The sequence below is a fragment of the Williamsia muralis genome, assembly GCF_002735905.1.
Taxonomy (GTDB): Bacteria; Actinomycetota; Actinomycetes; order Mycobacteriales; family Mycobacteriaceae; genus Williamsia; species Williamsia muralis_A.
In genome coordinates this window covers 931,612-944,852 of the sequence record NZ_PEBD01000004.1, presented here as the reverse complement: position 1 = coordinate 944,852, position 13,241 = coordinate 931,612, and the positions used below count along the sequence as shown (strand labels likewise).

The following is a 13,241-nucleotide window of genomic DNA, read 5'->3' as shown; positions in this document are numbered from 1 at the left end:
CGGTGTCGCACCATCGGGGTCACGAACTCAGCAGAGCCGCGTGAGCCATCCGAGCGAGGATCACGTGCAGACGCCGGGCATCCAGATCCGGAAGTCGCGGAGAGGAATTGATCAGTCCGAACACGGCCTGAACCCGCGTCCGCGCTTCCTGCCGGGGTATCGAGCCATCGATTTGGATGAGCGTGTCGGCCCACAGTTCGACGTACTGCCGCTGTAGCCGTCTGACCGTACGACTGGCTTCGGAGGCGAGTGACGAGAAATCCCGATCCTGCACGCGGATCAGCTCGGGCTCGGTGGTCGCGAACCGTACGTGGAAGTCGATCAGACCGTCCAATGCTTCGTCGGGTCCGTCGGTGGAGGCGACCACCGATTGGCCGCCGTCGAAGAGCCTTTCCGAGATGCCGATGAGCATCTCGGCCAGGACTGCATCTTTGCCCGTGAAGTGCCGGTACATCGCCGGACCGCTGACACCCACCGCGGCGCCGATGTCTTCGAGACGGACCCCCGCAAATCCTCGCTCGGCCATCAGACGTGCCGCTGCGGCCAGCAACTCCCGCCGCCGCGCAGCCTTCGCCAGACCCCTGCGTGTGACCGGAGCGGGTCCGGACGGGGTGGGTGCCGACGACTCGTGGACGTCATCATCCGCGGGCTCTGCGGGCCCGTCAGGAGTTCCGGCTGCAGTGGTCATCGCCTGCTGAGGTTACCCGCCCGACCCATCGGTCGGGAACGGGTTCACCCAGGCGTCACGCCGCACGTCAACGATGCAACGCGCGCCTGGCCAGCCGGTTCCCGAGCCACTGACCCACTTGCACCAACACGATCAGCATCGCGATGACCACCACGGTGAGCTTCCAGTTGAATTGCTGATAGCCGTACTGCTGGGCGAAGTCGCCCAACCCCCCGCCACCGACGTATCCCGCCATCGCGGACATGTCCACAATCGCGACAAAGATGAACGTGTACCCGAGCACAAGCGGCGCAAGACCTTCCGGGATCACCACCGTCAGCAACGTACGAAGACGGCTTGTACCCATCGCACGTGCCGCCTCCACCACACCCGGGTCGACGGCCACGAGATTCTGCTCCACCACGCGCCCGATCACGAACACAGCCATCACCGTCATCGGGAATATCGCTGCCTCGGTACCGATCCTGGTGCCCATCACCTCCTTGGTGAGCGGTGCCATGGCCGTGATGAAGATGATGAACGGGATCGGCCGGACGACGTTGACCGCCACGTTGAGCAAGTTGTAGACAACCGTGTTGGCAAGCAGATTGGTCGGGCGGGTGGCGTAGAGCAGGGCACCGAGACCCAGCCCGATGACGCCGCCGATCACCAGCGTGAAACCCACGAGCTGGAAGGTCTGGATGACCGCGTCCCACAGGATCGGCCGCAGCTCTGGAGTGATGATGTCGCCGAGGAACACGGGCTACACCTCCTCTTTCACCGGATGTTCGGTGACGTCGGTCAGTTCGCGGAGGTCTGCAAGCGCCGCGTCGATCTCCCTGTCGCCACCCTGCAATGCGAATGTCAACGAACCGAACGGGCGCCGGGACAGTTCGATGATCCCGCCATAGACCACGGTGGCGCGGAGGCCGGGCCGCGCCAGGGCTCCGGTGACATCGACCGTGCCGGAATCGGTTTCCCGTACCGCAACGGTCACGAATCGACCACTGTGGCGGGAGCGCAACCGGACGAGCGTCTCCCCCGATGGCGCATCACCGACCGCCGAACGCACCAGACGTCGCGTGATCGGCGATGCGGGCCCGGAGAACACGTCGTACACCAGACCCTGCTCGGCGAGACGCCCCGAATCGAGGACGGCCACCCGGTCACAGATGTCACGCACCACGTCCATCTCGTGGGTGATGACCACGATGGTGGTGCCCAGCTCGCGGTTGACCCGTTTGAGCAACCCGAGGATTTCCGCTGTCGTGTCCGGGTCGAGCGCGCTGGTGGCCTCATCGGCCAGCAGGATCTTCGGTGACGTCGCCAGTGCCCGTGCGATTCCCACCCGCTGCTTCTGTCCACCGGACAGCTGCTGCGGGTACTGGCGGGCCTTGTCACCGATGCCCACGAAGTCGAGGAGCTCGGTGACGCGAGCGGCACGCGCGGATCGCGTCATGCCCGAAACCTTCAGTGGGAACTCGACATTGCCGGCAACGGTGCGCGACGAGAACAGGTTGAACTGCTGGAAGATCATGCCGATGTCCCCGCGCACGCGGCGCAACTGGCGTTCACGGGCCCTGCTGATGTCCTCGCCGTCGATCAAGATCTGCCCCTCGTCGGGGGTTTCCAGACCATTGATCAGCCGAACCAGGGTGCTCTTGCCGGCACCTGAGTATCCGATCACGCCGGTGATGTCGCCGCGGGCGATGTCCAGGTCCACCCCGTCCACCGCGACGAGCTGTTTGCCTCCTTTGCCGCGAAACCGCTTGGTGGCGCCCCGGAAAGAGATGGCGGGTTCCTCAGGCACCGCTCGACTTCACCTGCTCCTGGAGTTCGACGGTGAGCTGCTGCAGTTCGGACGAGGGGTTCGTCTTGAAGACCCCGCTTGCGCCCAGGTCCTTCTTCGCCGCCGCTTCCACCTCGGGGTCGTGGTAGAGCGCAGCCAACTTCAGGTAGTCGGCGTTGTCCTTGTCTTCGTCGCGCGCGACGAAAGCGTTGATGTACGGCTTGGCGATATCGCTGTTCGGGTCGTCCTGAGCGATCACCTTGTCCGCGCCGAGATTTGCCGACGTCGCATAGTTGTTGTTGACGATCGCGGCATCCACGGAATCGAGACTCTGGGCGGTCTGGCCGGCGTCGACTGCGGTCACCTTCACCTTTGACGCACCCTCGTTGATGTCGGCCAGAGTCGAGAACGCGGACCCGCCGTTCTTCAGGGAGATCAGACCGGCCTGCTGCAACACCAGGAGGCCGCGGGCCTGGTTGGTCGGGTCGTTCGGGATCACCACGCTGCCGCCCTGCGGGATCTCGTCCAAAGACGCGTGTTTGGTCGAGTACAGCGGCAGAGGATAGACGGCCGTTGCCCCGATGGGCACGAGGTTCTGATTGTTCTTGGCGTTGTAGGTGGCGAGGTACAGCAGGTGCTGGAACTCGTTGAGCTGGAGTTCTCCCTCGGCCAGAGCGGGATTGGGCTGGTTGTAGTCGGTGAAGTTCACCAGCTCCACTTCGATGCCCTCATCGGAAGCCTTCTGCTTGAACACATTCCAGTAGTTTTCACTGGCGTCGGCGACACCGATCTTCACGGTGTTCGAGTCGTCGCTGCCGCACGCGGCCATCCCCAGGGCCAGCAGGGGCACAACCAGTAGCAGGGCAAGCCTTCTCAAACGCATGACAACCCGTTCCCTTTCGTCTCACGGCCGAGGCGGCCGAGCACATGAGCGACCGACCGGCGATCGCGCGTAGTGACTGTAACGACGGGTGACAACATGAGGAGGAAGCGCCGCGGCGACACCGGGCACACGAAAGTCGTTGACCTGCTCTATTTCCGAGCCAGGATTTAAAATCCGGCAGATTTTATGGGATCACGCCAATCGACTGGATCACCATGCGTAGATGACCCGACTACGCAGCACGATGTCCTGCACCGAACGGCGCCGTCTGTCCACGGCAACCCACAGCAGGCCGATCGGAAAGGTGGTGTAGAACATGGCACGTAACAACGCGCGAACCGGACCGAGCCGACCACCCCTGCGGCCCACCACCTCGAGGCCCATCGCAACCGAACCAACTGTGCGGCCCGACACCATCCAGCAGCCCGCGAGGTAGACAACCGCGACCACATACGTCACCACTCCGGAGAACAGCACGTTCGGGTTTGGTGTCTCAAAGTTCCCGCTGGTGAACAACAGTCCGAGCAGCAGCGCCCCCAGGTACAGCATTCCGAGGATCACCGCGACTGTCGCGACATCGAGGACCGCGGCCACACCACGGCTGACGATGCCGGCGATCCTGCTCTCGAACTCGTCCCTGCCCGTGTGGTGGGGTTCGGCGACCTCACGCGACTTCTCGGTCATCCCCTGTCCGCCGGGACGTCGATGGCCGCGCCAGACCGCTCGGCAGGCTTGTCGGGATCGCCAGGCTTGTCGGGAACACGTCGGTGCACCTCGATGATCACCTCGGCCGGGGGCGGTGTTCCGTTCAGGGAGTTGCCCTCGGGATGCCGGCCGTTCCGGGCCGGCGGCTCGACCGAGCGGGCAGCGCGTCTGGCGTCGTGACGTCCGAGCAGTCGTCCGACGACTCCTGCCACCACGTCGTCGGCGCGTGCCCCCTGTGTCCGGACGTCTTCTAGCACACCGGTGGTCAACGTGGTGGTCGAGTCACGAACGATCGCTTGGAGATCGACTCCGTCGATGATCTGATTCGCCAGTTCGATGAGGTCGAGACGCCCGATGATCGCGTCGACGTCGATCTTTGCGGCGACCGCGTCGATGTCCACGCCGGCAACGGCACGGTCGAGGTCTACGGTTTCGATGATCCTGTCGATGTCCACGCGGTCGAGAATCGCGTCGATGTCGATCCGGGCCGCGATGCGGTCCACGTCGATCCCCACGGCGATCCGATTGAGGTCCACGTGGCCACGTACCAGTTCGGTGAGGTCCACCTCGACGACGAGGGCATCGATCACCTCACGGATGATCACCTTGAGCGCCGAACGCGCGACCACGATGGCCGCAGCGAGCGCGCGATCACCCAGCGCGACAACATCTTCGGTGCGCCGTTGCAGCACACCGCCGACCACCGGGACGCGCACCGCAAGCGAGTAGGCCGAGCCGGCCGTTCTCAACAATCCGTCCAGCAGTGGTCCACCGGTCATGCGCGCGCTTCTTTCACTCGCCGTGACTGAGAACACTACTCGCCGCGCGCACGGCCGAACCCCCGAAATTGTGGGGTTGTTCGCGTGCCCTGTCTGGATGGTCGTCGAACGCCCGCACACGATGAGAGTGCGGACAGCACAAAGCGCCGGTCCCCTTTCGAGGCCGGCGCTTCGTGTTCTGTCGGTTTACAGGCTCTTGTAGAGCTCGCGCGCGAGTTCGGCGGTTTCGGACGGCGTCTTGCCGACCTTCACCCCAGCCGCCTCGAGTGCGTCCTTCTTGGCCTGAGCGGTTCCGGAGCTGCCGGACACGATGGCGCCGGCGTGGCCCATGGTCTTGCCTTCGGGAGCGGTGAAGCCCGCGACGTACCCGACGACCGGCTTGGAGACGTTGGCCTTGATGTAATCGGCCGCCCGCTCCTCCGCGTCGCCGCCGATTTCACCGATCATCACGATGACCTTGGTGTCGGGGTCCTTCTCGAACGCCTCGATGGCGTCGATGTGCGTGGTGCCGATGACCGGGTCACCGCCGATGCCGATTGCGGTGGAGAAGCCGATGTCGCGCAGCTCGTACATCATCTGGTAGGTCAGCGTTCCGGACTTCGAGACCAGACCGATGGGCCCGGTGCCCGCGATGTTCGCCGGGGTGATGCCCACGAGCGACTCGCCGGGGGTGATGATGCCGGGGCAGTTCGGACCGATGATCCGGGTCTTGTTGCCCTTCTCCACGTTGTAGGCCCACGCGTACGCGCTGTCCTGCACGGGGATGCCCTCGGTGATGACCACGAGCAGAGGGATCTCCGCATCGATGGCCTCGATGATCGCGTCCTTGGCGAACTTCGGCGGTACGAAAGCGATCGACACGTCGGCGCCGGTCTTCTCGATGGCCTCGGACACGGTGCCGAACACAGGCAGCTCCACGCCACCGTCATGGCTGACGGTGGTGCCCGCCTTGCGGGCGTTGACGCCACCGACGACCTTGGTGCCTGCTTTGAGCATCAGAGCGGTGTGCTTGGTGCCCTCACCACCGGTGATGCCCTGAACGATGACCTTGGAATCTTTGTTCAGAAAAATCGACATTGATCTGCTGCTCCTACTTGCTCGCCAGTTCGGCGGCCTTGTCGGCGCCACTGTCCATGGTCTCGGCGAGCGTCACCAGAGGATGATCTGCGTCGGCGAGGATCTTGCGGCCTTCTTCGACCTTGTTGCCGTCGAGACGCACAACCAGAGGCTTGTTGGCATCGTCGCCGAGCTTCTTCAGCGCACCGACGATGCCGTTGGCGACCGCGTCACACGCGGTGATGCCACCGAATACGTTCACGAAAACGCTCTTGACCTGCTCGTCGCCCAAGATGACGTCGAGGCCGGCGGCCATCACCTCGGCGGAGGCGCCGCCACCGATGTCGAGGAAGTTCGCCGGCTTGACGCCGTTGTGCTTCTCTCCGGCGTATGCGACCACGTCGAGCGTGGACATGACCAGTCCGGCACCGTTGCCGATGATGCCGACCTGTCCGTCGAGCTTGACGTAGTTGAGGTCGTTCTCTTTTGCCTTGAGTTCGAGCGGGTCGGTCGCGTCCTTGTCTTCGAACGCCTCGTGGCCGGGCTGGCGGAAATCAGCGTTGGCGTCGAGGGTGACCTTGCCGTCGAGAGCGAGGATCTGATCGTCAGGCGTACGGACCAGCGGGTTGACCTCCACCAAGAGAGCGTCTTCGTTGATGAAGACCTCCCACAGCTTCTGGATCGTCACGGCTGCTGCGTCGAGCACCTCGGCGGGCAGCTTGCCTGCCTCGGCGATGCTGCGCGCGAACGCGAGGTCGACACCCTTGACTGCGTCGACGGGGATCTTGGCGAGTGCGTCGGGGTTCTCCTCGGCGGTCACCTCGATCTCGACGCCACCTTCAACCGAGCACATCGCCAGGTAGGTGCGGTTGGTGCGGTCGAGCAGGAAGGAGATGTAGTACTCCTCGGCGATGTCGCTCGCCTCTGCGACCAGAAGCTTCTTGACGACGTGACCCTTGATGTCGAGGCCGAGGATCGACTCGGCATTCGCGACGGCCTCGTCGACGTCCTTGGAGTACTTGACGCCGCCGGCCTTGCCGCGGCCACCGACCTTCACCTGCGCCTTGACCATCACGGGCTTGCCGATTTCTTCGGCAATCTGACGCGCGCCGTCGACCGTGTCGGTTACACGGCCGGCCGAGGTCGGCACCTCGTGCTTGGCGAAGAGCTCCTTCGCCTGGTATTCGAAGAGATCCATTCAGCTCACCATCTCGTAGATTTGTCCGCTGTTGGTGTTGCGAACCACAGCGACCATAGCGCCGCGCCGAACAGCGATGATCACTACTCCCTGCAGCTTGTGCCACAGATCACTCGGGGTGCCACCCCCTCCCGCTCACCGATCACCGATCGCGCCGACCTGCGACGCAGCCGTGAACAGCACCTAAACGCATCTGTGATGCGCCTCACAACATCCCAGCAATTCTCGCGTCCGGTTGCGGTCGTCGCAATCATTTCGTTACCGTTCCTGAGGTCAGAAGGTCACGGATCCGTCACATCGAGTTTCCGTACCGCCTGCGCGGATCACAGTCATCGGCGCGGGCCAGTTGTCAGAAAGGCTCAAGCTGTTGGTAGTTCGCGATTCGATCACCGGCGATGTTGCGCATTCGCGCACTTCGGCTCGGACCATCGACGGCGAACGACCCGGTGATCCGCACGACAACTCCATCACGTCGATCATTCCCATCGATGACTTCGGTCTCGAGGAGTACGCCGACGGACCGCTGACCCAGTGGCGCAACGCCAGCATCGACGGCGGCCGTGGTCGGGCAGGTGCCCGCAGATTCGACCGCGATGCCTACGACGCCCCGCGCCCGGCCGAGATCACGCAAGACATCATCGTCGCCGAGGTCGAACTCGACGAGATCCTCCATGATCATCCTTTCGAGGTCCATGGCGCCGAGTTCGATGATTTCGCACCCGCAGCCGATGAGTCGTCGTGGTCGCCGCAGAAACAGACTTCCCCGCGTCGCAGTGGCGGTAAACACCGCATCGCCGCGCCGCCGCAGGCCCTCAAGGGACGTGCCGCGCTGATGGCTGTCGCAGCCGGTGCTGCGGTCGCCGCCGCCACAGGTCAGTTCGCACAGCCCGCAGCCGAGCCCACCAAATCGGCGGCTCCTACGCCCGTGGTGAACCCGATCAGCACAGACGAGAGTCTTGCCGCCGGAATCGCCGCTGCGCCCGCACCGGCCAACATGGACACCTTCACCGAGCAGCTGGCTGTCGGCCAGGAACTTGCCGAAGCAGCGCATGCGCAAGACGAAGCCGCGCGCATCCCCTTGTTCGCTGCCCCCATCCCGGCCGGCGCGTACACCTTCACCTCCACGTACGCGAACCGCTGGGGCTCCTTCCACGGTGGCATCGACCTCGCTGCACCCCTGGGCACTCCCATCCACGCCGTCACCGACGGCGTCGTGATCGAGGCCGGGCCTGCTTCCGGCTACGGCAACTGGGTGCAGATCCAGGCAGAAGACGGCACGGTCACCATGTACGGGCACATGTCCGCAGGCGGCGTCCTCGTCAAGAAGGGCGACAAGATCATCGCCGGCCAGAAGATCGCCGAAGTAGGCAGCGAAGGCTTCTCCACCGGCCCCCACCTCCACTTCGAGGTGTGGAAGAACGGAACCATGAAGATCGACCCGGCTCCATGGCTGGCGGCCCACGGCATCAGCCTGGCCTCCTACACCGGAAGCTGAGCCGCAACTCCCTCCTCCGCCGACCGGGCCGAAACTCCCGTTGACCGGGCCCTAACCGCCGTCGACCGGGCCGAAACTCCCGCCGACCCTGCCGAAACCCACGTCGACCGGGCCCTAACCGCCCTCGACTGGGCCCTAACCGCCGTTGACCGGGCCCCAACTCCCGTTGACCGGGCTTGAACCATCCTTGGCATTACTTAGACCGTGACCTAGCTGCGCCCCACGGCATCAACAACTGCACGGGCAACGGCATTTTTCGGCCCGGTCAACCTGAACTTCGGCACGGTCGGCGGGAACTTCGGCACGGTCGGCGGGAGTTAGGGCACGGTCGACGGAAATTTCGGCACGGTCGGCGGGAACTTCGGCACGGTCGGCGGGAACTTCGGCACGGTCGGCGGGAATTTCGGCACGGTCGGCGGGGATTTCGGCCCGGTCGGCGGTTGAGGTGCCCTTACAGCTTTTCGACGGGCAGGCCACCCAACGACATGAGGGTGATCCGTCCGGCACTTCCGAAGTCGAAGGTGACGCGCTCGGTGGGGCCGGCCCCTTCTTTGCCCACCACCTTGCCCATCCCGTACTTGGGATGGGTCACCCGGTCGCCAACGGTCACATGAACCTGCTTGTTGCGACCACGGGTCGGCGAGCCGAACGACTCCTGGCGCCGCGAGCCCGACCCGAATGATCGGCCACCGAACCCGCGACCCTCGCCGAAACCGCGGCCGTTGTCGCCGTAATCTCGGCCACCGTCGCTGGTCATGCGCCCCATCCCACGCCGCGGCTCGGTGCGTCGCCAATCGATGAGATGCTGCGGGATCTCTTGCAGGAAGCGCGATTCGGGGTTCTGCATCGGCGATCCCCACGCCGAGCGGACCATCGCCCGGCTCAGGTACAGCCGTTTGCGGGCACGGGTGATGCCGACGTACGCGAGCCTGCGTTCTTCCGACAACTCGGCGGGGTCACCGAGAGCCCGCATGTGCGGGAACTGACCGTCTTCCCAACCGGTGACGAAAACGACGGGGAACTCCAGACCCTTCGCCGTGTGCAACGTCATCAACGTCACCACGCCGTCCTCGTCGTCGGGCACCTGGTCGGCGTCAGCCACGAGGGCCACACGTTCGAGGAAGGCCGCCAGCGACCCCGGCTCCGGCTCACCGTCGTCGGGTGTCAGACCGTCGTCGTCGCCGTTGTCCAGTTGCGTCTCCGGCGGTTCCGCAGCCGCAGCTTCGGCGCTGAATTCCCTTGCCACCGAGATCAATTCGTTGATGTTGTCGAGTCGGGCACCGTCTTGCGGATCCGATGAGCCCTCGAGCTCGTCCCGATATCCGGTGCGTTCGACGATCGCCTCGACCAGTTCGCCGATGTCGCCGGCCTCGCTACCCGCATCGACCGCCGCCACGTCGGCGCCGTCGGACCCGGCCGCACCGAATCTCGCGAGGAAGTCGTTCCGCAGACCCTCGATGAGTTCGATGAACCCGGAGATCTGTTTGGTGGCACGGGTGTTGAGCAACGGCACCTTGCCTTCGGCCCCATCGATCAACGCCTGATAGAAACTGATGCCGGCGTTCTCCGAGTGGACGGCCACGCAGGCTTCCGCGCGGTCCCCGATGCCACGACGGGGAGTGTTCAGGATGCGGCGCAGACTCACCTGGTCGTCCGGATTGGCGACCACCCGTAGGTACGCCACGACGTCCCGGACTTCTTTGCGCTCATAGAACCGGACCCCACCGACCACCTTGTAGGGGATCCCGAGTCGGATGAACACTTCTTCCAGCGCACGCGAGGCGGTGTTGGTGCGATAGAACGCCGCGACGTCCGAGTACCGGAACTCGCCCGTGTCGGTGAGGGCGTCGATCTCACGGGCGATGAACTGAGCCTCGTCGTGCTCGTTGTCGGCGACGTAGCCGACGATCAGTTCGCCGTCACCGGAATCGGTCCACAACTTCTTCTCGCGTCGGCCCGCGTTGCGGGAGATCACCGCGTTGGCGGCCGACAGGATGGTCTGTGTGGATCGGTAATTCTGTTCCAGCAGAATGGTTTCGGTGTCCGGGAAGTCGCGCTCGAACTCTTCGATGTTGCGGATGGTGGCACCGCGGAAGGCATAGATCGACTGGTCCGCATCACCCACCACACACAGTTCCGATGGGCTCACGTTTCCGACCCTTCCCGTTCCGACCATCTCCCGCACCAGGACGTATTGCGCATGGTTGGTGTCCTGGTATTCGTCGACCAAGACGTGCCGGAATCGGCGCCGGTAGTACTCCGCGACCTCCGGATGAGCCTGCAGCACACCGACCGTCTCGCCGATCAGATCGTCGAAGTCGAAGGCGTTCGCGGCGCGCAGGCGCTGCTGGTACTGCCGGTAGATCTGGGCGATCGTCTGCGCGGCCGGCTCCCCGCTCTCCTCGGCGGCCGCGGCCGCACCGTCCGGATCCACCAGTTCGTTCTTGAAGTTGGATATCGCGATCCCGACCCCCCGGGGGCTGAACTTCTTGGGGTCGAGGTCCAGGTCGCGCACGATCATGCCGAGCAACCGGCGCGAGTCGTCCGCGTCGTAGATCGAGAAGTTGGAGTTCATCCCGGTCAGCAGCGACGCCTGGGCGCGCAGGATTCGCACGCAGGTGGAGTGAAAAGTGCTGACCCACATCCGTAGAGCCCGGGGACCGACCAGATCGACCACTCGTTCGCGCATCTCGGCAGCGGCTTTGTTGGTGAAGGTGATCGCGAGTACCTGCCCGGGACTGACGTCGCGCTCGGCGAGCAGGTACGCGATCCGGCGGGTGAGCACCGCGGTCTTGCCCGACCCCGCGCCGGCGACGATCAGCAGCGGTGATCCCGCATGGAGCACCGCAGCCCTCTGTTGGGGGTTGAGCCCATCGAGCAGCTCAACAGCACGCCGCGAGGGCGTGCGGGTGTTTTCCTGCAGGTTTCCAGTGGCCAGACCCGGCAGCGACGGATTGGGAGCAGCGCTTTTCATCGTCTTACAAAGTTACCCGCTCGCCCCGACAACTCTCGCCACCGAACCACCTGTCGGCCCGCCTGGGTAGCATCGCCTCGACTGATGGTCAGTGGTCGCGGGCGTCTCGATGGGAGGCCACCCGCGGCGGGGGTTTCGGGCGGGGGCTCATGCGTAGCAGAACTGTGGCCGGTGCGGCTTTGGCGGCGGCTGTCCTGGGACTCGTGGTGGTCCTGGTGGCGATCTTTCTACCCCGGACCATCGATGGCTCCGCGGCGGCGCCTGCTTCGATACTCGTGCAGAAGAACCTCACCGAGGCTGCCGGCCACTTCGCAGCCCACCCTGGCGCGAAATACACCGGGTCGGTGTCCTCCGACCGCGACAAGATCAACCTCGACGAGGTCGTGGTGTCGTCCGCGGGCGACCTGTCCGGGCGGATCAAGGTCGGCGGCGAGGCCGCCGAGATCATCGGCGTGAACGGCCAGACCTTCGCCAAGGGTTCCGCCGGGTTCTGGAAAGGCCGACTCGAAGACACCCCGAAAATTGATTACGAAGCGGTCGCGACCGGTTGGGCGCAGCTCGACCCGGCCGTGTTCCCCGATCTGGGCCGTCTGCTGGCACCGCCGAACCTGGCCGGCGCCGTGGCGGGCGACGACAAACTCTTCGACTTCACAGCGCGAGGCCCTGCGAACGGACTGCTCGGAACACCTGACGTCCGGTACCGGCCGGCGGGACTGCCTGCGGTGGTCGCCGAGAACGACTCAGTCGTGCTGGCCGGGGACTCGCTCCGCGTCACCACGCAGGATGACGGCGGCATCTCGTCGGTCAGCGGCCCGCTCCCGGCCGGCGGCTGCAACGTGTTCGACGTCGACCTGCAAGCCCAGAAAGCCGGACCCAACGAGGTCGGCCGGGTGTACGACACCATCAGCGAGCAGACCGCCGCCCTGACTCACGTGCCGGCCCCCTACATCCGTCCCGATTTCGCCGCCAGCGGCTTCCGGCTGTCAGTCTCGCCGTGCAGCCCGCCTGTCTGCGAATACATCGTCACCTACGTGGCTTCCACCCCGTCAGCCACCGGTCCAGGGTCGGCCACCGTTGTCGGCAACATGACGCTCACCCTCAACGGCCGTCCCGTCGGCGGGACCTGCGCCCATACCGTCACCGTTCCACTCAACGGCCGTGCCGAGGCGCGCTGCCCGTTCACCGTCCCGAATGAGGACGGCACGCTCAAAGGCGACGTCACCTACGTGTTCACCACCTTCCTGGATCAGGATCGTGGTGCGTTCGAGAACGCGCTCAGCGCCAACAAGAAGGCGGCGACCGCCGGCGCCGCGGGCACATGGAAACCGGCGGGATTCAAGGAGACTCGGCAAGCGCGTGACCACAACAAACAGGTCACCGGCGTCCCGTCCACATTCGTCTACGAGCTGAACGAGTACGCGTTCGATGGCCGGGCGCCCGACGGCACCCTGTTGATGACATTCGGCCCGGGCTACGCCGACAACATCGGCCGCGACGGCCTGCTCGGCTCCGACTGGGAAGGCACCGAGGTGCTCCTCGAGAGCGCGGATCAGCAGCTCGAGGCAGCGGGTTCGGCACCTGTCCGCTGGGTGTTCGCCGAACCGGAGGCCGCCGACGCCGTCGGGAAAACCCTCCAGTCACAAGGGGTTCGAGGTATCACGACCATCGCGCTGCAGACGGGCTGACGGCGTACGA

The 13,241-nt window shown here is 65.0% G+C and carries 11 protein-coding genes; 2 read left to right on the top strand and 9 right to left on the bottom strand.

What is annotated here, in order from left to right; genetic code table 11:
* Positions 1-19: 19 nt before the first annotated feature.
* From CSW57_RS05120 to sucC, 8 genes are all read right to left on the bottom strand, one after another.
* Positions 20-688 carry a TetR/AcrR family transcriptional regulator gene (locus CSW57_RS05120; protein ID WP_099381698.1) on the bottom strand — a complete coding sequence of 223 codons (669 nt, stop codon included), beginning with the start codon at positions 686-688 and terminating at the stop codon, positions 20-22.
* Between the two features lie 67 nt (positions 689-755).
* Complete coding sequence (locus tag CSW57_RS05115; RefSeq protein WP_223249043.1) at positions 756-1,427, bottom strand: methionine ABC transporter permease; 672 nt, start codon at positions 1,425-1,427, stop codon at positions 756-758.
* Between the two features lie 3 nt (positions 1,428-1,430).
* On the bottom strand, positions 1,431-2,477 hold the full coding sequence (locus tag CSW57_RS05110; protein WP_099381697.1) for a methionine ABC transporter ATP-binding protein: 1,047 nt from the start codon (positions 2,475-2,477) through the stop codon (positions 1,431-1,433).
* Complete coding sequence (locus tag CSW57_RS05105; RefSeq protein ID WP_099381696.1) at positions 2,470-3,339, bottom strand: MetQ/NlpA family ABC transporter substrate-binding protein; 870 nt, start codon at positions 3,337-3,339, stop codon at positions 2,470-2,472. The genes CSW57_RS05110 and CSW57_RS05105 overlap by 8 nt, the downstream gene beginning before the upstream one ends.
* Before the next feature lie 210 nt (positions 3,340-3,549).
* Positions 3,550-4,023, bottom strand: coding sequence for an RDD family protein (locus CSW57_RS05100; protein WP_099381695.1), 474 nt, complete (start codon positions 4,021-4,023; stop codon positions 3,550-3,552).
* The gene (locus tag CSW57_RS05095; RefSeq protein ID WP_099381694.1) at positions 4,020-4,823 is read right to left on the bottom strand and encodes a hypothetical protein; all 804 of its coding nucleotides are present in this window, start codon (positions 4,821-4,823) and stop codon (positions 4,020-4,022) included. The genes CSW57_RS05100 and CSW57_RS05095 overlap by 4 nt, the downstream gene beginning before the upstream one ends.
* A 186-nt stretch (positions 4,824-5,009) precedes the next feature.
* The gene (gene sucD / locus CSW57_RS05090) at positions 5,010-5,900 is read right to left on the bottom strand and encodes a succinate--CoA ligase subunit alpha (protein WP_099381693.1); all 891 of its coding nucleotides are present in this window, start codon (positions 5,898-5,900) and stop codon (positions 5,010-5,012) included.
* A gap of 13 nt (positions 5,901-5,913) precedes the next feature.
* Entirely contained in the window at positions 5,914-7,077 is a 1,164-nt protein-coding gene (gene sucC / locus CSW57_RS05085; protein ID WP_099381692.1) for an ADP-forming succinate--CoA ligase subunit beta, read from the bottom strand.
* A 367-nt stretch (positions 7,078-7,444) separates the two neighbouring features.
* Here sucC and CSW57_RS05080 point away from each other — a divergent pair, with 367 nt between their 5' ends.
* Positions 7,445-8,572, top strand: a complete 1,128-nt coding sequence (locus CSW57_RS05080) for a M23 family metallopeptidase (RefSeq protein WP_099381691.1) — start codon at positions 7,445-7,447, stop codon at positions 8,570-8,572.
* A 451-nt stretch (positions 8,573-9,023) separates the two neighbouring features.
* On the opposite strand, the gene CSW57_RS05075 is transcribed toward CSW57_RS05080, so the two are convergent.
* Complete coding sequence (locus tag CSW57_RS05075; protein WP_223249042.1) at positions 9,024-11,546, bottom strand: UvrD-helicase domain-containing protein; 2,523 nt, start codon at positions 11,544-11,546, stop codon at positions 9,024-9,026.
* Positions 11,547-11,695: 149 nt separating this feature from the next.
* On the opposite strand from CSW57_RS05075, the gene CSW57_RS05070 reads away from it, so the two are divergent.
* Positions 11,696-13,231, top strand: a complete 1,536-nt coding sequence (locus CSW57_RS05070; RefSeq protein WP_143696480.1) for a hypothetical protein — start codon at positions 11,696-11,698, stop codon at positions 13,229-13,231.
* Positions 13,232-13,241 lie beyond the last annotated feature (10 nt).

Excerpts from the sequence above, each read along its gene's own strand:
- CSW57_RS05120 (WP_099381698.1), bottom strand. The coding sequence starts at position 688 with ATGACCACTGCAGCCGGAACTCCTGACGGGCCCGCAGAGCCCGCGGAT.
- CSW57_RS05105 (WP_099381696.1), bottom strand. The coding sequence starts at position 3,339 with ATGCGTTTGAGAAGGCTTGCCCTGCTACTGGTTGTGCCCCTGCTGGCC.
- CSW57_RS05100 (WP_099381695.1), bottom strand. The coding sequence starts at position 4,023 with ATGACCGAGAAGTCGCGTGAGGTCGCCGAACCCCACCACACGGGCAGG.
- CSW57_RS05095 (WP_099381694.1), bottom strand. The coding sequence starts at position 4,823 with ATGACCGGTGGACCACTGCTGGACGGATTGTTGAGAACGGCCGGCTCG.
- sucD (WP_099381693.1), bottom strand. The coding sequence starts at position 5,900 with ATGTCGATTTTTCTGAACAAAGATTCCAAGGTCATCGTTCAGGGCATC.
- sucC (WP_099381692.1), bottom strand. The coding sequence starts at position 7,077 with ATGGATCTCTTCGAATACCAGGCGAAGGAGCTCTTCGCCAAGCACGAG.
- CSW57_RS05075 (WP_223249042.1), bottom strand. The coding sequence starts at position 11,546 with ATGAAAAGCGCTGCTCCCAATCCGTCGCTGCCGGGTCTGGCCACTGGA.
- CSW57_RS05070 (WP_143696480.1), top strand. The coding sequence starts at position 11,696 with ATGCGTAGCAGAACTGTGGCCGGTGCGGCTTTGGCGGCGGCTGTCCTG.